At 71.1% G+C, this 24379-nt stretch carries 26 protein-coding genes; 11 read left to right on the top strand and 15 right to left on the bottom strand.

What is annotated here, in order from left to right; all coding sequences use genetic code 11:
• Window positions 1-7 precede the first annotated feature (7 nt).
• The 4 genes from ABTZ43_RS03920 to ABTZ43_RS03905 form a co-directional block, all read right to left on the bottom strand.
• Window positions 8-256: a hypothetical protein gene (locus ABTZ43_RS03920; protein ID WP_149421726.1), complete on the bottom strand. Its 249-nt coding sequence runs from the start codon at window positions 254-256 to the stop codon at window positions 8-10.
• A gap of 59 nt (window positions 257-315) precedes the next feature.
• Window positions 316-654 carry a hypothetical protein gene (locus ABTZ43_RS03915; RefSeq protein ID WP_149421725.1) on the bottom strand — a complete coding sequence of 113 codons (339 nt, stop codon included), beginning with the start codon at window positions 652-654 and terminating at the stop codon, window positions 316-318.
• Window positions 655-724: 70 nt separating this feature from the next.
• Window positions 725-1036 carry a protealysin inhibitor emfourin gene (locus ABTZ43_RS03910; RefSeq protein ID WP_350537878.1) on the bottom strand — a complete coding sequence of 104 codons (312 nt, stop codon included), beginning with the start codon at window positions 1034-1036 and terminating at the stop codon, window positions 725-727.
• Complete coding sequence (locus ABTZ43_RS03905; RefSeq protein ID WP_350537877.1) at window positions 1011-2075, bottom strand: M4 family metallopeptidase; 1065 nt, start codon at window positions 2073-2075, stop codon at window positions 1011-1013. The genes ABTZ43_RS03910 and ABTZ43_RS03905 overlap by 26 nt, the downstream gene beginning before the upstream one ends.
• Before the next feature lie 340 nt (window positions 2076-2415).
• On the opposite strand from ABTZ43_RS03905, the gene ABTZ43_RS03900 reads away from it, so the two are divergent.
• Entirely contained in the window at window positions 2416-3933 is a 1518-nt protein-coding gene (locus tag ABTZ43_RS03900; protein WP_314094956.1) for an SDR family NAD(P)-dependent oxidoreductase, read from the top strand.
• A gap of 144 nt (window positions 3934-4077) precedes the next feature.
• Here ABTZ43_RS03900 and ABTZ43_RS03895 read toward each other — a convergent pair whose 3' ends face one another.
• Both ABTZ43_RS03895 and ABTZ43_RS03890 read right to left on the bottom strand, forming a co-directional pair.
• The gene (locus ABTZ43_RS03895) at window positions 4078-4575 is read right to left on the bottom strand and encodes a hypothetical protein (protein ID WP_350537876.1); all 498 of its coding nucleotides are present in this window, start codon (window positions 4573-4575) and stop codon (window positions 4078-4080) included.
• Window positions 4572-4910 carry a winged helix-turn-helix transcriptional regulator gene (locus ABTZ43_RS03890; RefSeq protein WP_056413753.1) on the bottom strand — a complete coding sequence of 113 codons (339 nt, stop codon included), beginning with the start codon at window positions 4908-4910 and terminating at the stop codon, window positions 4572-4574. Before ABTZ43_RS03890 ends, ABTZ43_RS03895 begins: the two co-directional genes overlap by 4 nt.
• A 77-nt stretch (window positions 4911-4987) precedes the next feature.
• Between ABTZ43_RS03890 and ABTZ43_RS03885 the strand changes: the two genes are divergently transcribed.
• Window positions 4988-5641 carry an FMN-dependent NADH-azoreductase gene (locus ABTZ43_RS03885; RefSeq protein WP_350537875.1) on the top strand — a complete coding sequence of 218 codons (654 nt, stop codon included), beginning with the start codon at window positions 4988-4990 and terminating at the stop codon, window positions 5639-5641.
• 100 nt (window positions 5642-5741) lie between these two features.
• On the opposite strand, the gene ABTZ43_RS03880 is transcribed toward ABTZ43_RS03885, so the two are convergent.
• The gene (locus tag ABTZ43_RS03880) at window positions 5742-6854 is read right to left on the bottom strand and encodes a sensor histidine kinase (protein WP_350537874.1); all 1113 of its coding nucleotides are present in this window, start codon (window positions 6852-6854) and stop codon (window positions 5742-5744) included.
• Entirely contained in the window at window positions 6847-7518 is a 672-nt protein-coding gene (locus tag ABTZ43_RS03875; RefSeq protein WP_045254451.1) for a response regulator transcription factor, read from the bottom strand. The genes ABTZ43_RS03880 and ABTZ43_RS03875 overlap by 8 nt, the downstream gene beginning before the upstream one ends.
• Before the next feature lie 103 nt (window positions 7519-7621).
• On the opposite strand from ABTZ43_RS03875, the gene ABTZ43_RS03870 reads away from it, so the two are divergent.
• The 4 genes from ABTZ43_RS03870 to ABTZ43_RS03855 are packed head-to-tail and all read left to right on the top strand — an operon-like array spanning window position 7622 to window position 11362.
• Window positions 7622-8221 (top strand): M15 family metallopeptidase, encoded by a 600-nt coding sequence (locus tag ABTZ43_RS03870; protein ID WP_350537873.1) that lies wholly within the window; start codon window positions 7622-7624, stop codon window positions 8219-8221.
• Window positions 8218-9354, top strand: coding sequence for an alanine racemase (gene alr / locus ABTZ43_RS03865; RefSeq protein WP_350537872.1), 1137 nt, complete (start codon window positions 8218-8220; stop codon window positions 9352-9354). Before ABTZ43_RS03870 ends, alr begins: the two co-directional genes overlap by 4 nt.
• Window positions 9351-10307, top strand: a complete 957-nt coding sequence (locus tag ABTZ43_RS03860) for a D-alanine--D-alanine ligase family protein (RefSeq protein WP_350537871.1) — start codon at window positions 9351-9353, stop codon at window positions 10305-10307. The genes alr and ABTZ43_RS03860 overlap by 4 nt, the downstream gene beginning before the upstream one ends.
• Window positions 10304-11362, top strand: a complete 1059-nt coding sequence (locus ABTZ43_RS03855; protein WP_350537870.1) for an acyltransferase family protein — start codon at window positions 10304-10306, stop codon at window positions 11360-11362. Before ABTZ43_RS03860 ends, ABTZ43_RS03855 begins: the two co-directional genes overlap by 4 nt.
• Window positions 11363-11394: 32 nt before the next feature.
• Here ABTZ43_RS03855 and ABTZ43_RS03850 read toward each other — a convergent pair whose 3' ends face one another.
• The 4 genes from ABTZ43_RS03850 to ABTZ43_RS03835 are packed head-to-tail and all read right to left on the bottom strand — an operon-like array spanning window position 11395 to window position 15585.
• Complete coding sequence (locus ABTZ43_RS03850) at window positions 11395-12219, bottom strand: galactosyltransferase-related protein (RefSeq protein ID WP_350537869.1); 825 nt, start codon at window positions 12217-12219, stop codon at window positions 11395-11397.
• Window positions 12216-13232, bottom strand: coding sequence for a hypothetical protein (locus ABTZ43_RS03845; RefSeq protein ID WP_350537868.1), 1017 nt, complete (start codon window positions 13230-13232; stop codon window positions 12216-12218). Before ABTZ43_RS03845 ends, ABTZ43_RS03850 begins: the two co-directional genes overlap by 4 nt.
• Entirely contained in the window at window positions 13229-14404 is a 1176-nt protein-coding gene (locus ABTZ43_RS03840) for a glycosyltransferase (protein ID WP_350537867.1), read from the bottom strand. The genes ABTZ43_RS03845 and ABTZ43_RS03840 overlap by 4 nt, the downstream gene beginning before the upstream one ends.
• A complete protein-coding gene (locus tag ABTZ43_RS03835; RefSeq protein WP_350537866.1) occupies window positions 14401-15585 on the bottom strand; it encodes a glycosyltransferase in 1185 nt (394 codons plus the stop codon). Before ABTZ43_RS03835 ends, ABTZ43_RS03840 begins: the two co-directional genes overlap by 4 nt.
• On the opposite strand from ABTZ43_RS03835, the gene ABTZ43_RS03830 reads away from it, so the two are divergent.
• From ABTZ43_RS03830 to ABTZ43_RS03820, 3 genes are read left to right on the top strand one after another with little or no spacing between them, the layout of a single operon-like run.
• A complete protein-coding gene (locus ABTZ43_RS03830) occupies window positions 15585-16514 on the top strand; it encodes a WcbI family polysaccharide biosynthesis putative acetyltransferase (protein WP_350537865.1) in 930 nt (309 codons plus the stop codon). The two genes, ABTZ43_RS03835 and ABTZ43_RS03830, sit on opposite strands and share 1 nt — an antisense overlap.
• Window positions 16511-17485 (top strand): hypothetical protein, encoded by a 975-nt coding sequence (locus ABTZ43_RS03825; RefSeq protein ID WP_350537864.1) that lies wholly within the window; start codon window positions 16511-16513, stop codon window positions 17483-17485. The genes ABTZ43_RS03830 and ABTZ43_RS03825 overlap by 4 nt, the downstream gene beginning before the upstream one ends.
• Window positions 17482-18792 carry a glycosyltransferase gene (locus ABTZ43_RS03820; RefSeq protein WP_350537863.1) on the top strand — a complete coding sequence of 437 codons (1311 nt, stop codon included), beginning with the start codon at window positions 17482-17484 and terminating at the stop codon, window positions 18790-18792. The genes ABTZ43_RS03825 and ABTZ43_RS03820 overlap by 4 nt, the downstream gene beginning before the upstream one ends.
• Here ABTZ43_RS03820 and ABTZ43_RS03815 read toward each other — a convergent pair.
• On the bottom strand, window positions 18789-21380 hold the full coding sequence (locus tag ABTZ43_RS03815; RefSeq protein ID WP_350537862.1) for a DEAD/DEAH box helicase: 2592 nt from the start codon (window positions 21378-21380) through the stop codon (window positions 18789-18791). The genes ABTZ43_RS03820 and ABTZ43_RS03815 overlap by 4 nt on opposite strands.
• Window positions 21381-21508: 128 nt before the next feature.
• A complete protein-coding gene (deoD, locus tag ABTZ43_RS03810; RefSeq protein ID WP_149424111.1) occupies window positions 21509-22222 on the bottom strand; it encodes a purine-nucleoside phosphorylase in 714 nt (237 codons plus the stop codon).
• Between the two features lie 155 nt (window positions 22223-22377).
• On the opposite strand from deoD, the gene ABTZ43_RS03805 reads away from it, so the two are divergent.
• Window positions 22378-22560 (top strand): hypothetical protein, encoded by a 183-nt coding sequence (locus ABTZ43_RS03805; RefSeq protein ID WP_149424110.1) that lies wholly within the window; start codon window positions 22378-22380, stop codon window positions 22558-22560.
• 118 nt (window positions 22561-22678) lie between these two features.
• Here ABTZ43_RS03805 and ABTZ43_RS03800 read toward each other — a convergent pair whose 3' ends face one another.
• Window positions 22679-23713, bottom strand: a complete 1035-nt coding sequence (locus tag ABTZ43_RS03800) for an FUSC family protein (RefSeq protein WP_056413708.1) — start codon at window positions 23711-23713, stop codon at window positions 22679-22681.
• Window positions 23714-23832: 119 nt separating this feature from the next.
• Here ABTZ43_RS03800 and ABTZ43_RS03795 point away from each other — a divergent pair, with 119 nt between their 5' ends.
• Window positions 23833-24288, top strand: coding sequence for an SRPBCC family protein (locus tag ABTZ43_RS03795; RefSeq protein WP_149424109.1), 456 nt, complete (start codon window positions 23833-23835; stop codon window positions 24286-24288).
• Window positions 24289-24379 lie beyond the last annotated feature (91 nt).

Below are 24379 nucleotides of genomic sequence, written 5' to 3'. Positions count from 1 at the left end.
CGCGGAGTCAGTCCTCGTCGGAGTCGGGTTCGGGCTCCGGCTCGCGGTTCTCGATCGATGATGCCTCCGCTGCGGGCGGTGCCACGGGGAAGGCGACGGAGCTCACGGAGGCGCCGGGTCCCAGGCCCAGACCGATCGACAGGGGATCGACGGTCGGAGCCGCGTCGAGCACCTCGGATTCCGGACGCTCGAGAGGCTCCGAGGGCAGAGCCCACTCGTTCTCCTGCTCTTCGGGGCGTTGCTGGAAAAGTCCCATGTGCCCCATTCTGACCCGTGCCGCGGTGCGATGCGGAGATTCACATCGGATTGCTCGGTTCAGGCGGACGGGGTGATGCGGCGGAAGGTGAAGTACCCCGCGACGTGGCCGTGGTTGACGACACCGGTGCCGGTGCTCAGCATGCGTGCCGAGGTCGTCGCGCCCGACTCCACGAAGGTGTAGGCGGTGTGCTCGAGACGCCAGCCGATGCGTTCCACTTCGCCGAGGAAGTAGCCGACGTGCTCATCGCTCACGAAGTCGTTCTCGGCGGAGCCCCACGACGACGGCTGGCCGGTGAGGCGGCTGACCTCGGTCTGCAGGTGCAGCAGGGCATCGCCCCGGTCGAACGCGTCGCGTGAGAGCTGCAGCAGACGTGTGGCCTCTTCGGTCGTCGGCATGGGGTCCCTTTCGTGTCCTTCCATGATGCGTCGTCGCGGCGGGTCGCCGCTGTCGACGCGCGCCGAGGGCTCAGTCGGATGCCGCGCGCACGGCGTCGACGAGCGCTCGCCAGGGGCCGTCGAGCTGCGAGTCGGACAGCTCACGTTCGCGCTCGTGCTCGTCGGAGGGCGTGCGCGCACGGATCAGCCAGACGAAGCGGTCTGCTCCCGACGCGGCATCGTCGTCGGCATCCCACGGACAGCTCTCGATCATCGCGATCCAGTCGTGGCTGTCGGGAGGATCGGGTTGGACCCGCCACTGCCGCCGGATGCCGGCGATGCCACCCGTGCGCACGACCGCGACCACGACCTGCGCATCAGTCGGTGGAGGGGACTCGCTCATCTGCATAGACTCCCACGGTCGTCCACGCGCGTCGAGCGGCTGCACCCGTGGCGTCGTCGATGGCGGATGCGGCGGCCACCGTCGCATCGGCGAAATCCGCGAAGTTCGCGGTGCTCGAGAGACCGCCGGTGAGCGCTCGGTACCAGACGGTGCCCGCCGTCTCCCAGGCATTGCCGCCGAGGTCGATCGCGAACAGGGCGAAGGCGCGGTTCGGGATGCCGGAGTTGATGTGCACCCCTCCGTTGTCTTCGGTCGTGCGCACGAACCCGCTCATGTGATCCGGCTGCGGATCCTTGCCGAGCTCGTCGTCGTCGTAGGCGGTGCCCGGCCGGATCATCGAACGCAGAGCGCTGCCCTCGACCGCATCGGTGAAGATCTCTGCGCCGATGAGCCACGTGGCCTCCGCCGCGCTCTGCTCGAGGAGGAACTGCTCGGTCAGAGCGCCGAAGACGTCGGCGATCGACTCGTTCAGCGCGCCGGGCTGGCCCTGGTACTCGAGGTTCGCGGTGTACTGCACGACGCCGTGCGCGAGCTCGTGCCCGATGACCGTGGTCGAGGCCGTGAAACCCACGAACACCTCGCCGTCACCGTCGCCGAAGACCATGCGCTCGCCGTCCCAGAAGGCGTTGTCGTAGTCGACGCCGTAATGCACGGTGGCGTCGAGCGGAGCCCCGGCGTCGTTCAGCGAGTTGCGGCCGAAGGCCGAGAGCAGCATCTCGAACGTGGCCCCGAGTCCGTCGAACGCCTCGTTGACCGAGGCGTCGGCGACCGGTTCGTCGTCTTCGCCGCGCACGATCGCTCCGGGGAGCGTCTGCGTGTTTCCCGCGTCGCTGATCGTGCGGTTCGGGGCGTCGGAGAGCTCGGCGACCAGGTCGCCGTTCTCGTCGATCGACAGATCGATGCGGGCGCGGAACGGGGGTCTGCCCGCGGTCAGGGTCTGACGGGCGGCGGCGGCCGCTCGCGGATAGCGGCCCGACTCGGCCAGACGCGCGAGCAGGTAGGACGGGACGACTCCGGGGCATGCGATGTGGCTGCTCATGGTCAGACCCTACGCCGGGGAACCGACGTTCGCGCGGGCATCCCGGGCCTTCCGCGAAGTCGACTCGCGCGTGCGTCGGCAGGTCGAATGCGCCTGCGGCGGCCGCATTCCCGGCATCCGGCCGCGGCAGGCGCCGTTCACCGCACGCCACGGCCGCACAGTCCCGGCAGCGCCCCGTTCGGGACTCAGCACGACCGGGCAGGTCCGGGCTCGTCGACCCCGCTGTTCCGCAGTGTCGGCCGACGAGCCTGTGCATCCATGCTGAGTCCTGAACGGCGACCGGCGGAGCCGCCCCGGGCTCCCAGGAACGCACCCCGGGATCTCGCGTAAAATCAGCACAATGACCGACGCACCCGACGCCACCTCCGACCTGGGTGCCGGCATCGACCCCGAAGACCTCGCCACCACGCTGCGGGTTCTCTCGGAGCTTCACGCGATCGACAACGAGCATCCGGACTTCGTCGCCGTGCGTCACGCGACCGCCGCGATGTTCAAGGCCGTCAAGCGCGTACGCCGCAAGGAGATCCGCGATGCGATCGCCGAGGCCGACAAGGCCGTCGTCGCCCGCACCGCCACCGGTGCGCCCGACCGCATCGACGACGAGACCCGCGGCCATGACCTGGCGACCAGCGTCGTCGACGCCCCGATCGCGGGCGAGCTGCTCAAGCCCCGCAACTGCTACATCTGCAAGCAGCCGTACACGGTGGTCGACGCGTTCTACCACCAGCTCTGCCCCGACTGCGCGCGCTTCAGCCACGGCAAGCGCAACGCGCGCACCGACCTCACCGGCAAGCGGGCACTGCTCACCGGCGGGCGCGCCAAGATCGGCATGCACATCGCGCTGCGGCTGCTGCGCGACGGCGCGCATACGACGATCACCACGCGCTTCCCGCGCGACGCCGTGCGGCGGTTCTCGGCGCTGCCCGACTCGGCCGACTGGCTGCACCGGCTGCGCGTGGTCGGCATCGACCTGCGCGACCCCGCCCAGGTCATCGGGCTCGCCGACTCCGTCGCCGCGCAGGGGCCCCTCGACATCCTGATCAACAACGCCGCGCAGACCGTGCGCCGCTCGCCCGGCTCGTACTCGCTGCTGGCGGATGCCGAGCTGCAGCCGCTTCCCGACGGACCGCTGCCCGAGATGGAGACGTTCGGGCACACGGCCGATCCGCATCCGCAGGCGCTCCAGGCGTCCGTCGATGCGCACCCGCTGCTGTCGGTCGCAGCCCTCGGCGGAACCGTCGCCGAGCAGGGCGGCCAGGCGCTGACCGCCGAAGACCTCGCCCGGCTCGCGATGGCCCCGGGGTCGTCGTCGCTCGAGAAGCACGCCGACGGCACCGCGATCGATGCCGGCGGGCTCGTGCCCGACGTCAACCGCACGAACAGCTGGGTGCAGTCGATCGATCAGGTCGATCCCCTCGAGATGCTCGAGGTGCAGCTCGCGAACACGACGGCGCCGTTCCTGCTCATCAGCCGGCTGCGGGCATCGATGGCCGCGTCGTCGGCGCATCGCAAGTACGTGGTGAACGTCTCGGCCATGGAGGGCCAGTTCTCGCGCCGGTACAAGGGCCCGGGGCATCCGCACACGAACATGGCCAAGGCCGCCCTGAACATGCTCACGCGCACGAGCGCCGGCGAGATGCTCGAGACCGACGGCATCCTGATGACCGCCGTCGACACCGGCTGGATCACCGACGAGCGGCCGCACTACACGAAGGTGCGCCTCGCCGAGGAGGGCTTCCACGCCCCGCTCGACCTCGTCGACGGAGCGGCTCGCGTGTACGACCCGATCGTTCGCGGCGAGGCGGGCGACGACATCCACGGCGTCTTCCTGAAGGACTACGAGCCCAGCCCCTGGTGAGGGCGGCGGCGTGAGCGCGGCGGCGTGAGCGCGGCCGTCTGAGCGCGGCCGTCTGGCTGACGAATCCCCGGATGGCCGACTGAACGGGTCCCATCGGTCAGCCGGGCGGGAATCGGTCAGCCATGTGAAGGCGCGGGGTGCGACCTAGGGGCGCCGAGCCTGCACGACTCTCACGACTGCGCCGGCGATCACCAGGAGGATGCCGGGGATGGCCAGCAGTACCGCGCCGACGACCGTGAAGAACGACACCACCGGTCCGACGGTGAACCGCCCGTCGGCGACCGGGCCGTCGCACGTGATCGTGCCGGGGGAGGCGACGCCCAGCGAGAAGCTGCCCTGCGCATCCCAGGCCTCGGGGACCGCGATCGCCTGCTGCAGCATGTCCGGCCTCAGCATCAGCTCGCCGCCGCCGGGGAACGTGCCGGTGCACTCGATGTCGCTCCACCGGTCCGACGGGGTCACGTAGATCGCATGATCGCCCTCGCTGAGGTCGACCGTGAGCTCCTCGCCGAAGGCGACGGGCGGCGCGAGGCGCAGACCGGGGCTGAACGCGAGCGCGGCAGCGCCGACGAGAACCAGCGCGCCGATCACCAGCAGGATCCACCAGGCGCGGCGCGGTCGTCGTGCCTGAGGGGCCGTCATCGCTCGCGGATCTCGAGGTTCTCCGACGCCCAGGTGCCGAGCTGATCGAGGATCGGCAGCAGTCCGCGCCCGCTGTCGGTGAGGGCGTACGAGACCGCGACGGGCGGTCCGGGGTCGACGGCGCGGGAGACGAGGCCGGCATCGGCGAGCTCGGCGAGGCGGTCGGAGAGCACGGTGTCGCTGATGCCGGCGACTCCGCGACGCAGTGAGACGAAGGTCGACGGGCCGCCGCCGAGCGAGGAGACGATCATGCCGTTCCAGCGTTTGCCGAGCACGCTGAAGGCCAGGGTGACGGCGGCGTCGCACACGTGACGCTCTTCGTCGATCTCAGCCATGCGACCATCCTACCTGTGCTACGTTAACGCGAGTCGCTAAGAAAAACGGAGTGACTACGCAAACGAAAGGCAGTCTCATGTCCCTGTTCCGCCTGGATGCCAGCATCCTTCCCGCGTCGTCCGCCAGCCGTGCGCTCGCCGACCTCGTCGAAGCCGAGTGGACCGCATCGCACCCGGATTCCACGGTCACGCGCCGCGACCTGGCCGCAGACCCGGTGCCCGCGACGGCCTGGGCGGATGCCGTGACCGGAGGCTTCGTCGACGAGGCCCAGCGCACCGACGCCCAGCGTGCGGCGCGCGCCCTCGCCACCACCTTCGCCGACGAGCTGATCGGCGTCGATGCGCTGCTGTTCGCCGTGCCGCTCTACAACTACGGCGTGTCGCAGCACTTCAAGACCTGGTTCGACCTGGCCTACACCGACCCGCGCATCGATCCGCAGGGCACGGCTCTCCGCGGCAAGCCGGCGACCCTCGTCACCGTGCTCGGGGGCAACTACGCCCCCGGAACACCCAAGGAGGGCTGGGACCACTCCACCGGGTGGCTCCGCCGCGTGCTCGAAGACGTCTGGGGCCTCGACCTGCGCATCGTCGAGCGTCCGTTCACCCTCGTCGGCGTCAACCCGGCGCTCGACGCCTTCGCCGACACCGCCCGGGAGCTCAAGGAGAACGCCGAGGAATCGGCCCGCGTCTACGGTCGCGAACTCGCCGCTCTGCGCGACCGGGTCGCCTGACCGGCCCGGATGGCGGACCGACGCCCCGATGGCTGACCCCGCAGGCGTCAACGGGCAGCCAGGCGTGCGGACGTCAGCCATCCGGTGCGGGCCGCCGGGATCAGGCGAGCGAACCGGGGAACGGATGCGGCAGCCACACCGTCACGTTCAACCCGCCGCCGCTGCGGGCCGTGAGCACGAGCGATCCGTCGTGCGCCTGCGCGATGCGGTGCACGATGGCCAGCCCGAGCCCGACGCCCCCGTGATCGTCGTCGCGGGTGCGCTCGGAGCCCCGCTGGAAGGGCTCCGCCAGGATCGCGACCCGATGGGCGGGAAGCACCTGCCCGGTGTTCTCGACCACCAGCGCGACGGCCTCCGGCAGCACGTGCGTGCGCACGGTCACGGTCCCGTCGGCGGGCAGATTGTGCACGATCGCGTTGTGCATGAGGTTGGTGATCAGCTGCTGCAGGAGGGCCGGCGACCCGAGGACGTTCGCCGTGTCGCCGCCCACATCGATCGTCACGCCGCGCCGCTCGGCGAGGGGGAGCAGCGTCTCGGCGGACTCCTCCGCGAGCAGTGACAGCTCCAGGGGCTCGCGGGTGAACATCCGCCGCTCGGCGCGGCTGAGCATCAGCAGGGCCTCGGTCAGCTCGATCGCCCTCGTGTTGACCTCGTGCAGTCGGTCGATCAGCGCATCGACATCGCGCTCGGGGTCATTGCGCGCGACCTCGAGCATCGTCTGCGAGATCGCGAGCGGCGTGCGCAGCTCGTGCGAGGCGTTGGCCGCGAACCGCTGCTGCTCGGCGACGTGGGCCTCGAGCTGCTCCAGCATCGAGTCGAAGACATCGGCGAGATCGCGGAACTCGTCCCGCCGTCCCTCGAGCGCGACGCGATGCGAGAGGGATCCCTGCGCGGCGAGCTGCGCGGCGCGCCCGATGCGGTCGAGGGGTGCCAGCATCCGCCCCGCGATCAGCCAGCCCCCGAGCAGGCCGATGGCGAGCAGCACGAGCAGCATGATGATCGCCGCCGGGACGAACGCGCGGATGAGATCGGAGCGGTTGGGCACGAACGACTCGGTCACCCTCACGACTTCCGGCACGTAGCGCAACAGATAGGCGGCGACCGCCGCGAGCAGTCCGACCGCGGACACCACGACGACGGCCGCGTAGCTCAGGGTGAGCTTCCAGCGCGCGCTGATGCCGCGGCGCCTGGGCATGCGGATCCGGTCAGCCATCGGCATCCGCCCCGATGCGGTAGCCGACGCCCGGCACCGTGAGGATCAGCCAGGGCTCGCCGAGACGCTTGCGCAGCGACGAGACGGTGATGCGCACGGCGTTGGTGAAGGGGTCGGCGTTCTCGTCCCAGGCGCGTTCGAGCAGCTGCTCGGCGCTGACGACGCCGCCGCCCGCATCGACCAGCACCTCGAGCACCGCGAACTGCTTGCGAGTGAGGGCGACGTACCGTCCGTCGCGGAAGACCTCGCGACGGAAGGGGTCGAGTCGCAGCCCGGCGACCTCGAGCACGGGCGGTCGCGCCCGCTGACGCCGGCGGTCGAGGGCGCGCAGCCGCAGCACGAGCTCGCGCAACTCGAAGGGCTTGGTCAGATAGTCGTCGGCCCCGATCTCGAACCCGGTGGCCTTGTCGTCGAGGCGGTCGGCCGCGGTGAGCATGAGGATCGGGATGCCGCTGCCCGACGCCACGATCGAGCGGGCGACGTCGTCTCCTGAGGGACCGGGGATGTCGCGGTCGAGCACCGCGAGGTCGTAGGAGTTGACGCTGAGCAGTTCGAGGGCCGTGTCGCCGTCGCCGGCGATGTCGGCGGCGATCGCCTCGAGGCGCAGCCCGTCTCGCACGGCCTCCGCGAGGTACGGCTCGTCCTCGACGATCAGCACGCGCACGGCAGGACTCCCATGTGCTCAGAGCTTACGCATCCGGAGATATCGCGAGCGTATGCAAAACGGCATACGGTGTCGCAACAGCCGCGCTCGTTGACTGAGTCGCATGAACACACGCTCCACCCTCGGTCGTCATCGTCTCACGGCGCTGCTCGGCGTCGCACTGGTCGCCGCAGCCCTCGTCGGCGCGGTCTTCCTCATCGGTCAGCAGTCGCTCGCGGCAGCTGCCGCGCCCTCTGCCGCATCGCTCACCGAGGCCGACGGGGTGATCCGTGTCGAAGGCGAGGTCTCGGTCTTCGACGACACCCCGGCCGTGACGAACCTCGACGCCGAGCTGCTGACCGCCGTGCGGGAGGCAGCCACCGTGGCCGCCGAGGACGGTGTGGACATGCACGTGAACAGCGGCTGGCGGTCGGCCGCGTATCAGCAGGTGCTGCGCCAGGATGCCGTCGATCAGTACGGATCCGAGGAGGAGGCCGCGCGATGGGTGGCGACTCCCGAGAACTCCGAGCACGTGTCGGGCGACGCCGTCGACCTCGGACCTCTCGCCGCGCAGGACTGGCTGTCGCGGCGGGGCGCCGAATTCGGACTCTGCCAGATCTATGCCAACGAGCGCTGGCACTTCGAGCTGCGCCCCGCCGCCGTGGCCAACGGCTGCCCGCTGATGTACGACGACCCCACCGCCGACCCGAGGACCCAGCGATGACCACGACACTGACGACCCCGCCCCTCACCTTCTCGCGCCTGCATGCGCCCACTCTGCACACGATCCCCTCGGTCGTCGCGGCCAACGTCGAGCGGATGCGGTCGGCGACCGACGCCCGCATCATGGCGGTCGTGAAGGCCGACGGGTACGGCCTCGGAGCCGTCACGGTCGCCCGCGCGGCGATCGACGCGGGCGCCGAGTGGCTGGGCGTGACGGATGCGCAGGATGCCGTAGAGCTGCGCCGCGCGGGCATCGCGGTGCCGATCCTCGCGTGGCTCAATCCCTCGGGCGTCGATGCCGCACGGGCGATCGCCGATCGCGTCGACATCGCCGTCGGATCGGTCGAGGAGCTGCGACAGCTCATCGCCGACGCCGCATCGCTCGCTGCGGGCCGCGTGCGCGTGCACCTGCACATGGACACGGGGATGTCGCGGGGCGGAGTGCCGCTGGAGGACTGGGCGGAGCTCCTTCGACGGGCACGCGCGGGTCGGCGGAGCATCGAGGTCGTCGGGGTCATGGGACACCTGCCCTGCGCCGACGCCGGCGACCCTGCTCTCAACGCCCCCGCGGTGCTGCGCATGCGTCAGGCTCGGGACGCCGTGCTGCGCGCCGGGTTCGGTCCCCTGCTCGTGCACCTGGCCGCGACGTCCGGCACTCTGACCGACCCTGCGACCCACTTCGATCTCGTGCGGGTCGGCGCGGGGCTGGTCGGCATCGACCCGTCCGAGACCGTGCCGCTGCGAGGAGCGGCGCGGCTGACGGCATCCGTCGTGCACAGCAGCATCGTGCGCGAGGGCACTCCCGTGGGGTACGGCGGTGTGTTCGTGACACAGCGCGCCACGCACCTCAGCGTGATCGGGGTCGGGTATGCCGACGGCATCCCCCGCGAGCTGTCGGCGGAGGCGAGCGTGACGATCGACGGCATCCGCTGCCCGATCGTCGGACGGGTGTCGATGGACCAGATCGTCGTCGACACGGGGGAGCTGAGCGTGCCGCGGGGCGCGACCGCCGTGGTGTTCGGCCCGGAGGGCGGGGCGGTGCCGAGCCTGCAGGAGTGGGCGCGATGGGCGGAGAGCATCCCGCACACGATCGTCACGGGCATCGGCGCGCGGGTCGAGAGGGCGATCGCGTGAGGGTGCTGGTCGTCGGAGGAGGGCAGAACTCCGAGCATGAGGTCTCGCTCGCCTCTGCCGCGGGGGTCGCCGAGGCGCTCACTGTCGGGGGATACGAGGTCAGCACGGTGACGATCTCGCGCGAGGGGATCTGGGAGGTGGCGGGCGTCGCAGCGGGTGCCGCCGCCGCCGACTCCCTCGCTCTCGCGATGCAGCTGATCGCAGAGGTGGACGTCGTATTCCCCGCGGTGCATGGAGCGGTGGGGGAGGACGGCGCGCTCGCGGCGCTGTGCGCGCTGGCGGGCGTGCGAGTGGTCGGATCGGGGCCTCGGGCGGGAGCCGTCGGCATGGACAAGTGGGTCACCAAACTCGTCGCGGAGGCTGCGGGACTGCGCACGGCGCGCGGGCGCCTGATCGATGCGGCGGACTGCGGGGATGCCGAGTTCGACGGCCCGGTGGTCGTCAAGCCGGTGTCTGCGGGCTCGAGCCACGGCGTCTCGCTCGTGCGGGACGAAGGTGAGCTCGGGGCTGCGCTGCAGGAGGCGGCGCGGTTCGACCGCCGCATCCTCGTCGAGGAGGTGGTGCACGGGCGCGAGATCGACGTCGCGGTGATCCGGGAGGCCGGCGGGGTGCGCTGGGCGGCGCCGCCGCTCGAGATCCACGCGGCCGGGCTCTTCGACACCGCCATGAAGTACGACGGCAGCGCGCGGTTCACCGTGCCGGCCGTGCTGTCGACCGCGGACCGCGCGAGACTCACGCGGGCGGCGGTGACGATGTTCGACGCCCTCGGATGCGGCGGTGTCGCCCGCATGGACTTCTTCCTCACCGCCGAGGGGCCGGTGGTGAACGAGGTCAACACGATGCCGGGGCTCACCCCCGCATCCCAGGTGCCGCGGATGTTCGCGGCGGCCGACGTGTCGTATGTCGACCTGGTGTCGCGCCTCGTGCGTGCCGCCGAGGTGCCGGGGCGGTGACCGCACGCGTCGGCTGGCCCGATGTCGCGAAGGGCGTCTGCATCATCCTGGTGGTGCTGTGGCATGTGGTCACCAAGCACGCGATCGGGCTCGAGGGGGCGGGGCCGATCACCGACGCCTGGTCGACGCTCAACGCGCAGCTGCTCCCGCTGCGGATGCCGCTGTTCTTCCTGATCTCGGGGATGTTCGCCGGAGGCGCCGTGAATGCGCCGGCCGGGTTCTCGTGGCGTCGCCGCGCGGGGCGACTGGCCGGTGTCTACGTGATCTGGGTCGTGATCCAGACGATCGTGCTCGCGTGGACGCCCGACTTCGACACGGCCAGGGCGGAGAACGGATGGCAGCTGCTCGCGCAGCTCACGATCAGCCCGACGAACCTCTGGTACCTGCTGGCCCTCGCGGTGTACCTGGTGATCGCGCGGCTGGTTCGTCGGGTGCCGACCAGGGTGGTGCTGCCCGTCGCGTTCGTGATCGCCGCCATCGCCGGCGCGGGACTCGTGCCGGATCTGGGCAACCTGTGGCAGCTCGTGCAGAACATGTTCTTCTTTCTCGCGGGCCTTCGGCTGCGGTCGAGCATCGAGCGGTTCGCCGCGGCATCCGGGCCCGTTCGCACTCTCATGCTCGGAGGAGCATATGTCGCGGCGGTCGGCGCCGTCGGAATCCTCGGAATGCGGCAGTGGCCGGGCGTCTGGCCGCTGCTGGCGATGATCGCGGTCGCCGTCGGCGTCGCGGCCTGTGCGCTGCTCGACCGACGTGCGGGGGCGATCGCGCGCCCGCTGCGGTGGATCGGTCAGCGAACCCTGCCGATCTACGTGATCCACATGATCCCGCTCGCACTCATCGACGGGGCTCTCCGTGGTCTGGACTGGATCACGACCCCGGCGGTGGAGGTCGTCTGGCCGGTCGTGCTCACGGCCGTCGTCATCGCGAGCTGCCTGGCAGCGGATGCGCTGCTCGTGCGGGCGCGTCTGGGCAGGCTCTTCGACCCGCTGCGGGCCGTCACGATCGGCTCGCGACGTCGACGGCTGCGCTCGCCTCGGCGCCCCGGCCGCCGATGAACCCCGGCCCCTGATGAGGTCGGGGCTCTCCGTCAGACTGTCGTGCGGCGGTAGCCGCCCTCATGCGGCTCGACGGCCCCGGCCCGCACGAACTCGTCGATCCAGCCGCCCATCGGCCACTCGCCCCAGCGTTCGGCGAACAGCGCGCCGTTTCGGAGGATGTCGTCGAGATGGCGCCACGGCGGGGCGCCGGCCGGGTGCCACTGGTGATACGCATGCGCGCCGCCGACCCAGTGCAGCGGGATGCCGAGCGACCGTGCCCGACGGCCGAGGTCCGTGTCCTCCGCGCCGTAGCCCTGGTAGCGCTCGTCGAACCCGCCCAGACGTCGCCAGGTCGTCGGTGTGAGGGCGAACGACAGCGACCAGAAGAGGTCGTATTCCGCAGCGGCCGCCGTCTCGACGACGCCGTCCGCGGGGCTCGGGCGCACCGGATGCGGCCTCGTGGTCGAGGCGAGATCGTCGGGGGATGACGGTCGCTGGACGCTCTCGAGATACGTGACGGGTCCGCAGAGCAGTCCGTCGGGGTGGGTGCGCGAGGCCTCCACGTAGCGCTCGAGCATGCCGGGCCCCGGAAGGCAGTCCACGTCGAGGAAGACGAGCAGGTCGACGCCCTCCATGAGCGCCCTCTCGGCGGCCGCATTGCGTGCGGCGCCGACGCGCATGCCGTCGGATCCCGGAGGTACGTGCACGTGTACGGCGCCGTCGAAGGCGGGAGGCTCGGAGTGGTCGAGCCACGCCTCCACGCGCACGACCTCGAGCCCCGGCGGCGTCACCTCGCGCAGGAAGCGGCGCTGGCGATGCAGGTGCGCGAGACGGTTCTCGGAGGCCGGGGTGATCACGCCGATCCGTGTGCTCATGACGCCGCCCCCTCGATCGCGGCGGCGGCCCGCGCGGCCGCACCCGTGACGCCCCATCCGCCCCAGTCGGGGGTCGATGCGGCGGCCCGCTCGACGAGCTCGACCACCTCGGCGGGCGAAGAATCGGCCCACCCCGTGCAGGCGTAGCCCTGCTCCTGCAGCACGCGGCCGGTGTGCTCCTGCTCCCCGAAGGGGCGGTCCTGGGCGAGCACGACCGCACGTGCGCCCGCCGCCGCGAGGTCGGCCACGCCGTTCTGACCTGCCGCGCTCACGACGACGGTCGCCCGGCACAGGAGCGGCCACACGTCATCGACGCGGTCGTCGTCGCCCGCCCCGGCCGTCTCGACGATCCAGCCGCGCGCGCTCAGCAGACGGATGGTCTCCGCGAGACGTGCGGGGTCGAGGGTGCGGCTGAGGAAGAGCACGCGGCGAGCATCGTCGTCGTGGTCCCCCGTGCGATCGCGGCCGTCGTATCGCGAGATCGCCCCGACACGGCGCACGTGCTCGTCGCGATCGACGAGCTCCCGCGCATCGATCGTGCCGTCCGCCCAGGGCGCCACGATCCGGTCAGCGACGTCGTAACCGAGCCGATGCGGAGAATCGGTGCGGTCGCCCGGCTGCGCGAAGACGACCGTGGGCACGCCGAGGAGGCGGACGAAGGCGGTGACCTCGACGCTGACGTCGACGACGAACGCCGACACCGGGGTGCGCGCGATCCACTCGGCGATGATCGCCAGGCGCTGCTGATGGCCGGGGTGGGCGATCGGTGCCCAGTGCAGCGCACCGCCCGCGGTGACATCTCCGAGCTCGTGGGCCTCGCGGCGCACTCCGTCCGATCCGGTCATAGGGCCGGAATCCGAGGGCAGCCGCACCCATGTCGTCCGCTCGTCGAGGGTGTCGGGGCGCGGCAGGCTCGAGAAGACCGTCACCTCGTCGTCGACGAGGTGCGGGCGGATGGCCTGCATCCGCGTCACATGTCCCCACCCATGGTGATGCACGTACCAGCCGATCATGCGCCGACCGCCTCGACGACGTCGCCGGTCCGGATCGCCTCGCCGGTGTCGATCGGCTCGTCCGCACGGCCCACGCCCTGGGCGGCCATCGCGAGCACGCGTTCGATCTCGCGGTGCCGCCGAGCGACCGAGTGGCGGGCCGCGGCTCCGGCACGCACATGGTCACGGATCGTCGCGGACTGCGAGCCGTGCGCGAGCGCGGTGGCCGCCCGCGCCAGGGCGTCCACGTCGGCGGCGGGGACGACCGTGCATCCCGGGAGTCCCGCCAGAACCTCGCTCGCACCGCCCGAATCGAAGGCGACGACGGGAGTGCCCGTCATCAGGGCCTCGGCCATCACGAGCCCGAACGGCTCGGACCACACGGGCGTCACCAGGGCGACCGACGAGGCGCCGACCAGCTCGCAGAGCTCAGGCTGTCGCAGCGCGCCGAGATACTCGATGCCGTCACCGAGGCGGGGCTGCACCTCGCGCGCGAAGTACTCCGGGTCGCCGATGCGGCCCGCGATCCGCAGCCGTGCACCGGCGCGACGAGCGGCCTCGATAGCCAGATGCGGGGCCTTCTCGGGGACGATGCGTCCGAACCAGACCCATCCGTCGCCGCCCGGGCCCCGACGCCAGTGGCTGCTGTCGACGCCGTTCGGGAACACGAAGGCATCGACGCCCTCTGCGGACCACGCGCGTGCCGTGTACTGGCTGACCGCCAGGAACCGGTGCGGTGCCGAGCCCGGCAGCGACCGGGCGGCCTTCACCATCTCGGGGAGGGGCGGCGTGTGCAGGGTCGTCACGACCGGGACGCCCGAATCGCGGCTCCACAGGATGGGATCGCTGTGCAGGCTGTGATTGTCGACGACGTCGACGCGCCTGCGGGGATCGGCGAGCCGTCGTTGCACGCGCGCGAACGCGTCCGTCATCCGTCGGCGGTGTCCCACCGGGTTGTCGGAGTCGGAGACGTCGCCCGCGCGCTCCCAGCGCGGACTCGGCAGCAGGAAGTCGGCCGTGCCGCCCAGGAAGTCCGACCCCTCGGCGGCGCACAGCTCGACGTCGTGGCCTCGGCGGCGCAGCCACCGCACCCGGTTCCAGACGACGGCCTCCAGTCCGCCCGCGTGCGGCTGGCGGAGGGGATGCCGCTCCGGCGCGACGACCAGCACGCGCAGGCGCTGCACCGCGCTCATGCCGAGACCTCGGCCATCACGGTCGAGTAGAGGCGGGCGTGGGCGTCGCGCACGGCCTGTCGTTCCGCGAGGCGCTCCGAGCGCCGCCGCGCGAGCCGGCCGTCGTCCGGGAGCACGGCCGCTGTCGCGCGGGCGGACGTCACCGCGTCGACGAGCGTGCGAGGGTCGTCGAGATCGATGACGGAGAACTCCGACGGATGCTGCGACCGGATGTGCCCGACGTCGGTTCCCGCCACGGGGACCCCCAAGTCGTAGCAGAGCTCCACCCACCCCGAATGGGTGCCGTGCCGGTACGGGAGCACGAACAGGTCGAGGCCGCTCAGCCACTGCTCGACGTCCGCATCGCTGAGATACGGGGTCCGACGCACCTGCACCGCCGCGCTGTCCCGTGCGGCCGCCACCACGCGCGCGGCGGCCTCGTCGTCGCGGACCCGCTCGTTCATCAGCACCTCGAACCGTGCGCGGAGCCCGAACCCGTCGAGCAGCTGGGCGGCGTCGACCATCGCCTGGACGGCACGCTCGGCGTCGATGTTCGGACGCAGATCGCGCACGTGCATGCCGACGCGGATGCCGTCGTCGCGGCGACGTGCAGGCGGGGTGGTGCCCGCGGTGAGCGTCGGGTGCGGCACCACCAGGCTCGAGCGCTGCCAGCGTCGATCGATCTCCGCCGCCGCCGTGTCGGTGAGCGTGACCAGGCGGTCGGCTGCGGGGACGATCACGTCGAGCAGCTCGCGATACGGCGCCTGATCGATCAGCTGCGGGTTGTCGAGGTCGTGGACCGTGAAGATCACGGGGCGGCCGGCCAGACGGGCGGCGTCGAGGCCGGCGCGCACCTGGGCGGGGGAGAAGGACTCGAGTCCGAAATGCACGTGCAGCACGTCGTAGTCGCGCGCATGCGCGGCGAGCCACTCCGGGGTCATCGCGACCGGCGGCCACCACTGCCCGGCGGGCGCTCCCGGCACCGGGGGGTCGGGGAGGATGCGGACGAGCTGCGGATCGGTGATCGCGTGGATATAGGGGTGCGCGGCAGGGATGGAGGCGACGCGGATGGGGGCGGTGACTGTACCGATGGAGGTCTTCCTTGCAGGGCTGAGCGCTCTGAATGCACGAATCGAAGGGGGCGGAGGCGCCGGAATGCAACGGGGTGAGGCAGAAAAGGAGGGAGGTATACGTTCGAACAATGAACCCTCCTCCCCCCGACGTCACGACCATTGCGCCCTCCGGGTCGGCGGTGCTAGGGCGCCGGATGCACTACGGGGAGTTCTATGGCCTGCTCCCTCTGCCGGAGAGTTTCGGGGTGGTGCTCGGCAACTGCCAGGCGGAGTCGCTGCGACTCGTGATGGATGCTCCCGAGCGCCGCTACGTGCGGGTGCCGCCCGTGCACGAGATGACGGCAGAGGACGCCGCCCGCCTGCACGAGCTGGTCGCGTCCGCGCACACCGTCGTGACCCAGCCGGTGCGCGACGACTATCACGACCTGCCGCTCGGCACCCGCCAGGTCGCCGCCGCGACCGCCGCGCGCGTGTTGACGGTGCCGCCGGTGCGCTTCGCGGGGCTGCACCCCTTCCAGGCCGCGATCCGCGTGCCCGGTGTCGAGGAGGAGCCGCCCCTCGTCGCCTATCACGACATCCGCACGCTCGCGGCGGTCGCCGGCATCCCCGTCGCTCGATCCCTGACCCCGGCATCCGTCCGGCAGATCGGCCGCGCGTCGGTCGACGTGCTGCGCACGCGCGAGCTCACCACCGACGTGCGCGTCGCCGACCTGTACGACGCCGTGACGGCCGACCACGCCCGCACCGTCAACCACCCGGGCAACGCGATCTGGCTGCCCCTCGGGGCCCGGGTGCTCGAGGCGCTGGGCGCCGACGGGGGACCGGTGGATCGGGGACGGCCCCTGCTCGACGCCGTGCGCGCGCCGCTCGCCCCCGAGGTGGTCGAGGCCTGGTCGCTGCCCGACGACCCGCGCGCGGAGTGGATCGTCGAGGGCGAGATGCTCGACGACGCAGAGGTGCGCGATGCCCACGAGGCCTGGTACGCCGCGCATCCCGCATTCGTCGCTGCCGCGGTCGAACGTCTGGCTCCGCTCGTCGCCGTCTGGCGCGAGGCGTGACCGGGGTGCCGCTGCTGCTCGTCCACCCCGGAGATCACGGCGTCGCCGTGTACGCCAGGGAGCTCGCGTCGGCGATCCGCGAGCGGAGCGACGAGGTCCGCACGGTCGACCCGCCGGCGCTCACGAGCCTGGCCGCGGGGACCGCCGTGCATGCGCACTTCACCGATCGTCTGTGGGGCGACTCTCCCGAAGAGGCGTCGAGCACGTTCGGGGCCCTCGCCCGCAGGCTCCGGATCAGCGTCACGCTGCACGACCTGCCACAGGAATCCGATGGTGAGCGGAACCTGCCCCGCAGACGCCGGGCCTACGCCCTCGTCGCTGCCGCCGCGACCGGCGTGACGGTGAACAGCGAGCACGAGCGCGCGCTGCTGCAGGAGGAGGGGGTGTGGACGGGCCCGGCCACCGCGATCCCGCTGCCCGTCGAGCTGCAGGCGGATGCTGTGGAGCAGTCGTCCGACGGGTCGCTCGGGGTGCTCGGCTACTTCTACCCCGGCAAGGGGCACGATGAGGCCGCGCAGGCTGCCGCCACCGCCGGGATGACGAGGATGACGGTGCTCGGACGTGCATCCGACGGGCACGCCGCCGACCTCGACGCGTTCGTCAGACGGGCGGCGGATCTCGGCGTCGAGGTCGAGGTGACCGGCTGGCTCGATGACCGGGAGATCGCCCGACGCGGTCGCGCGGTGGCGGTGCCCGTCATCGCGCACCGGCACATCTCCGCATCGGGCTCGCTCGCCTCCTGGATCGGGTGGGGCAGGCGCCCGGTCGCGGTGCGCAACCGCTACATCGACGAGATGGCGATGCTGCGTCCGGGCACTCTCTCCCCCGTCGACGCGACCGATCTCGCGGAGGCCGTGCGCCGGGCCGTCGAGGTGCCCCGCATCACCTGGCACGGGCTCGCGCGGCTTCCGCTCTCGCGCGCGGATGTCGCGGACGCCTACCTGCGCGTCTGGGAGCGGGGGCAGCGGTGACGCAGCCCTGGGTCGTCGGCAACCGGTGGGATGCCAGGGACGGCCACCGCCCCGACCCCCTCCCGCTCGTGTCGGTGATCGTGTCGCACTTCGACCAGCCCGCGGAACTCGCGAGGACCCTGCACGCGCTCGCCGCCCAGGACTACCCTCGCCATCTGCTCGAGGTCGTCGTGGCGGACGACGGGTCGCCCGGCGCCGTCGACGTGCCTGAGGGCGTGATCCTCGTCCGTCAGGAGGATCGGGGCTTCCGGCTCGCTGCGGTGCGCAACCTCGGAGTGCGAGCGAGCAGCGGCGAGGTGCTGTGCTTCGTCGACGCCGACACCGCTCCCGAGCCCGGGTACGTGCGCGCGCTCTCCCGGCTCCCCGCGCTGCTGCCCGAGGCCGTGACCGTGGGGCGCCGTCGCCACGCCGACTTCTCGGACCTGCCCGTCGACGTCCCCGTGGTCGAGGCGGCCCGGGGGCGCGAGCTGGCCGAGCCCGCGTGGCTGGCGGAGGAGTACGCGAGGAGCCGCGATCTGCTCGACGCCGACGACCGGTCGTACCGGTTCGTGATCGGCGCCGTGATCGGCTGCTCGCGACGACTGTTCGACGAGGTCGGGGGCTTCGACGAGTCGTTCACCTCTTATGGGGGTGAGGACTGGGAGTGGGCGCACCGCATGTGGCAGGCCGGAGCGGTGTTCGCTCACGTGCCTGACGCGGTGGCGTGGCACGACGGACCGGAGTGGGCGGATCGCGACGGGTCGGGGATGGATCGGGCCAACGCCCAGACCCTGCGCCTGCAGGCGGAGATCCCGGTGCCGGGCTCGGCGCCGCGTGCGGTGTGGTCAGGCGCGGCCGACCTCGTCGTGCGCGTGCGCGGCGACCACTCCGCCGCCGCCCTGTTCATCGCGGCGGACTCGCTGTGGGGCGCCCTCCCGCGCGCCCGGCTCGTTCTCGACGCGGCGCCTGACGTGTTGCAGGGGGATCCGCGGGCCGTCGTCGCGAGCGCCATCCCGAGCGCCGGTGTCGATGCTCGGGTCACCTGGCTGCTGGAGCGTCCGGTGGTCGTGCTCGATCCGGCGTGGATCGTCGACGTCGTGCGCTGCCTCGGCACGGGAGACGTGGGGTCGGTCGAGCTGACGGCCGACGACGGCTCGTCGTTGGGGGTGCTCACGTCGCGCCGTGCGGCGCGTCGCGCGGAGCGCTGGGGTGACTCGCGGGGATTCGAGACCGCCCGGATGCCGGCGGTCGGCGTGCACGCGCTGCGAGCCGATCCGCGGGTCGAGGCCTGGGTCGGAGGGTGGGGCGGCGTCGAGTCCTTCTGCTAGAGGCGGTCGACGCCCGTCACCGTCACGACCGCGGCACCCTGCTCGTCGGATTCGGCGAGATCGACGGTGGCCGAGATGCCCCAGTCGTGGTCCCCCGCCGGGTCGTCGAGGATCTGCCGGACGGTCCACTCCGTCCCGCCCTCCGTCAGCAGCAGCAGCTGCGAGCTGCGAGCGTTCGCTCCGGTGAGGATCTCGTCGTGATCGGCGAAGTAGCCGTCGAGCGCGTCGGACCACGCGGCGGCACCGAAGGACGGATCGAGTTCGGCGAGAGCATCCACGTCCTCGCGCGCGGCGAGCTGCACCCGGCGGAACAGCTCGTTGCGCACCAGGGTGCGGAACGCGCGCACGTTCGTGGTGAGCCGCCTGGGAGCCGGCGGGACGATGGGTTTGTCATCACCGCCCGGCCCCTGAGCGAGCGCACCGTCCGGTCCCTGAGCGAGCGCACCGTCCGGCCCCTGAGCGAGCGGAGCGAGACGAAGGGTCTCCCACTCGTCGAGCAGGCTCGAGTCGACCTGGCGGACGAGCTCCCCGAGCCACTCGATGAGGTCGCGCAGATCCTCGTCCTTGGCCTCTTCGGGGATCGTCTGCGACGCGGCGCGATAGGCGTCGGACAGGTAGCGCAGCACCACGCCCTCCGAACGGGCGATCTTGTAGAACGCGACATATTCCCCGAACGACATGGCCCGCTCGTACATGTCGCGCACGACGGACTTCGGATGCAGCTCGAAGTCGCGGATCCACGGCTGCGCCGCGCTGAACGTCTCGAACGCCGCGCTGAGCAGCTCGTCGAGCGGCTTCGGATACGTGATCTCCTCGAGCAGCTCCATGCGCTCGTCGTACTCGATGCCCTCGCGCTTCATGGCGGCGACGGCCTCTCCTCGGGCCTGGAACTCCTGCTGGCCGAGGATCGCGCGGGGGTCGTCGAGCGTCGACTCCACGATCGAGATCATGTCGAGGGCGTACGACCCGGTGCCGGTGCCCGTCGTCCCCTCCTGGGCCCCTGAGCCTGCCGAAGGGTCGAGCAGGTCGAACGCCGCGAGAGCGAACGGCGACAGCGGCTGGTTCAAGGCGAAGTTCGGCTGCAGGTCGACCGTGAGGCGGATCTCTCCGGCATCCGTCTGCTCGACGACACCCGACTCGATCAGGGTCCGGTAGATGCCGATCGCACGGATGGCCAGCTCGCGCTGACGCGCGCGGGGCTCGTGGTTGTCGTAGACGAGGGCCCGCACGTTGCCGAAGACGTCGCCACCGCGCCCGATCACGTTGAGCAGCATGGCGCTGGTGATCTGCATGTGCGAGGTCAGGGTCTCGGGCTCGGCGTCGATCAGCTTGCGGAACGACGGCTCTCCCCACGAGACGAAGCCGTCCGGCGCCTTCTTGCGCACGATCTTGCGCTTCTTCTTCGGGTCGTCGCCGGCCTTCTTGACGGCGGCCACGTTCTCGGACTCGTGCTCGGGCGCCTGCGCGACGACCGTGCCGGCGGTGTCGAAGCCCGCGCGTCCCGCCCGTCCGGCGATCTGGTGGAACTCCCGGGCGCTGAGCTGCCGCATCCGCGTGCCGTCGAACTTGGTCAGGGCCGTGAGCAGCACCGTGCGGATGGGCACGTTGATGCCGACCCCGAGCGTGTCGGTGCCGCAGATCACACGCAGCAGACCGCGCTGCGCGAGCTGCTCGACCAGGCGGCGATACTTCGGCAGCATGCCCGCATGGTGCACGCCGATGCCTGCACGGAGGAAGCGCGACAGGGTCTTGCCGAACGCCGTCGTGAAACGGAACCCGCCGATCAGTGCCGCGATCTCATCGCGCTGCTCCCGCGTCGCGACCTTGACGCTCGACAGCGCCTGGGCGCGCTCCATCGCCGCGGCCTGCGAGAAGTGCACGATGTAGATCGGTGCCTGTCCGGTGCCGAGCAGGTCGTCGATCGTCTCGTGGATCGGGGTCGTCTCGTAGAAGTAGTGCAGGGGGACCGGGCGCTCGACGCCGGTGACCGATGCCGTTTCGCGGCCCGTCCTCCGGGTGAGATCGCTCGAGAGCTGCGACACATCGCCGAGGGTCGCCGACATCAGGATGAACTGCGCCTGCGGGAGTTCGAGCAACGGTACTTGCCAGGCCCATCCGCGGTCGGGGTCGGCGTAGAAGTGGAACTCGTCCATGACGACCTGGTGCACCGCGGCATCCGCGCCGTGACGCAGTGCGAGGTTCGCGAGGATCTCGGCCGTGCAGCAGATGATCGGCGCGTCGGGATTGATCGACGAGTCCCCCGTGATCATGCCGACGTTCGAGGCGCCGAACACGTCGACGAGGGCGAAGAACTTCTCGCTGACCAGGGCCTTGATCGGTGCGGTGTAGTACGAGCGGCGTCCCTGGACGAGGGCGGCGTAGTGCGCGGCGACCGCCACGAGCGACTTTCCGGTGCCGGTGGGGGTGGAGAGGATCAGGTTGTGGCCCGAGACGATCTCGATGACGGCCTCGTCCTGCGCCGGGTAGAGGCTGATGCCGGTGGACTCCGCCCATTCGACGAACGCCGTGTAGACGGCATCCGCATCGGATCCGTCGGTCAGTGTGGTCGGGTCGAGGATCGCAGGCATGGTCTGTCGATCATCCCATCTCCGGCACGCGCGAACCTTGTTCCGTCTTCAGCACGGAACCGTCGGAGGCAGCCGAGATGACGGGGATTCGAGCGATCAGCGAGATCTCATGCTGAATCGCGAACGGCTCAGACCGAGGTCGCGGCGCGCAGCGCGATGCGGATCATGTCGCCGAAGGTCTGCTCCCGCTCCTGCGCGGTGGTCTGCTCGCCGGTGACGATGTGGTCGGAGACCGTGCAGATCGCGAGGGCCCGACGGCCGTGGAACGCCGCGAGGGTGTACAGGCCGGCCGCCTCCATCTCGACGCCCAGTGCGCCGTGCTGCACGAACGGCGCCGTCAGCTCCGGCCGGGTGCTGTAGAACTGGTCGCTCGAGAAGAGCAGTCCCACGTGCACGGCGGAGTCCGAGGGCTCGGCCTCGCTCGCCTCGACCGCCGCACGCAACAGGCCGAAGTCCGCGACGGGAGCGTAGTCGAGCCCGTGGAAGCGCACCCGGTTGATGCCGGAGTCCGTGCACGCGCCGTTCGCGATGACGATGTCGCGCACCTTCAGCTTCTCCGTCAGGGCACCGCACGATCCGACCCGGACGATCGTCTGCACGTCGTACTCCTCGAACAGCTCGCTCGCGTAGATCGCCATCGACGGCTGGCCCATGCCCGAGCCCTGCACCGAGACGCGGTGTCCCTCCCAGGTGCCGGTGAACCCCAGCATCCCGCGGGTCTCGGAATAGAGCTCGGCGTCATCGAGGAAGGTCTCGGCGATCCACTTCGCGCGCAGCGGGTCACCCGGGAACAGGACGATGGGGGCGATCTGACCGGGCTGTGCGGCGATGTGCGTGCTCATGCACCCAGCGTACGAGGCCGATCGATGAGGATGCTCAGCCTTCGCGTCGCCGGCATGCCTTCGTGTGAGCCTGTCGGTCTTGTCAAGGCCCGCGTCTCGGAGCGCCGCTCACCGTAGCCTCGCCCGATCAGCCCCACACCGACGAGAGGAACACGATGCACAGCGAGACCGACATCAGCACCGACCGCACCGACATCAGCAGCGAGCCGTCGCCCGGCGCGGAGGAGAACGACAACCTCGGCACCGAGGACAACAAGGGCGAGCCCGCGGCCGCCCCGTCCGGCCCTGCCTCGGACGACGACGGCGACATGCTCGCTGACGACCCCGACGCCGACTGACCGGGAGGTTCCCGTTCACGACTCAGCATGAATCCCGCAGCGGGCCCCGGAATGGCGCCGGAGCTGCCTGCGGTGCAGTTCTGTGCTGAGTTGTGAACGCGCTCCCGCGCTCCCGCGCTCACTCCTCTTCGACGAGCTCCCCGCGGATGCGACGCAGGTCCTCCATGAGGGAGCCGATGAGGATCCAGTGCATCGACGACGGAGGGCGGATCACCAGCGGCGCCGTGAGCGCGGGGATCGCCGAGGTCAGCGCCTCGGGCTCGGGGGAGACGTCGGCGATCTGCACCGCGAGCCGCACGTCGTGCCCGGCCCGGCGCAACTGCTCGGCGATCGCCGCGACCGCAGGTTCCTGTCCGATCGAGTCGTCGTAGTGGTCGAAGTAGGCGCGGGTCATCCCGATCGTCTGGGTGACGATCGGTGAGAGCCGTTCGAGCAGCGTGCGCATCTCGACGAGCTCCTCGCGGTGGGTCGAGCGCCGTGGATTCAGGGTCAGTGATTCCTCGCCGGCAGCGATCGAGGCCTCCGCGACGTCCTTCATCGGACGCAGCAGTCGGGCCTCGAGCATGAGCTCCTGCAGCTTCGCCGGCGCCTGCGGCTCGGGCAGGGCGTCGGCGAGCCGGTCGAGGCTCGCGGCCAGCTCACTGCCGAGCAGTCCGAGATCACGGCGGGCGGGCGCGACGAGCACGGGCGGCACGATCAGGGCGTTCACGACGATGCCGATGACGACCCCGATGAGGGTCTCCAGGATGCGGGCGATCGCATAGTCGGGGGTCGAGCCCAGTGCCAGCACCAGCATCGCCGAGATCGCGACCTGGTTGCCGGTGCCCGGGGTCGCCCGCAGCGCCCAGGCCACGAGCATGGCCACGACGATGGCGAGCAGCACGATCCAACTGGGCGACCCGAGCAGCAGCCCCAGCGCGACGGCGATCAGCACCCCCACGATGACGCCGATGCTGCGCTCCAGCGCCTTCGACAGCGATTGGTTCACGCTCGGCTGCACGACCAGCAGGGCAGCGATCGCGGCGAACACCGGCAGCTGCCCCGGCACCACCCATCCCGCGAGCATCCACGCGGCGATCGTGGCCGCGGCGGACTTCACCACCTGCAACAGGGGCGAGCGCTTCGAGGCGCGGATCGCGGCATGGATGCGCATGCCGTCAACGCTACTCGGGAAGCGCCCCTTCGCCGTCGGTCTGTCAACCCCGTCGCGAAGACCCGGCCTCTCGCGCTGAATAGAAGGACACGAACGACGACTCAGCAGAGGAGCATCCCATGGTGCAGATCATCGAGACCATCGACGTCCACGTTCCGGTCGACATCGCGTACAACCAGTGGACCCAGTTCGAGAGCTTCCCGGAGTTCCTCGACGAGGTCGAGTCCATCACGCAGATCGACGACACTCACAACCACTGGGTCGTGAAGGTCGGCGGGGCGACGCGCGAGTTCGACGCGGAGATCACCGAGCAGCACCCCGACGAGCGTGTGGCGTGGAAGAGCGTGGGTGGCGACACCGAGCACGCGGGTGTCGTGACGTTCCACAAGCTCGAGGAGCTCACGACGCGGGTGACCGTGCAGATCGACTGGGAGCCCGAGGGGCTCCTCGAGAAGGTCGGCTCGCTGGTCGGTGCGGGCTCGCACGCGGTGAAGAAGGACCTGAAGAACTTCAAGGAGTTCATCGAGAAGCGCGGAGCCGAGACCGGCTCCTGGCGCGGCGACGTCGAGGCCTGAGCGACGAGACCCGAGGCCCGGGCGGAGATCTCGCATCTCCGCCCGGGCCTCGTGCTGTGCGGGGCGGCCGTCGATGTCGCAAAATTATGGC

Source organism: Microbacterium sp. NPDC097977 (genome assembly GCF_040302605.1).
Lineage (GTDB): Bacteria > Actinomycetota > Actinomycetes > Actinomycetales > Microbacteriaceae > Microbacterium.
This window is presented reverse-complemented; position numbering and strand designations above follow the sequence as displayed.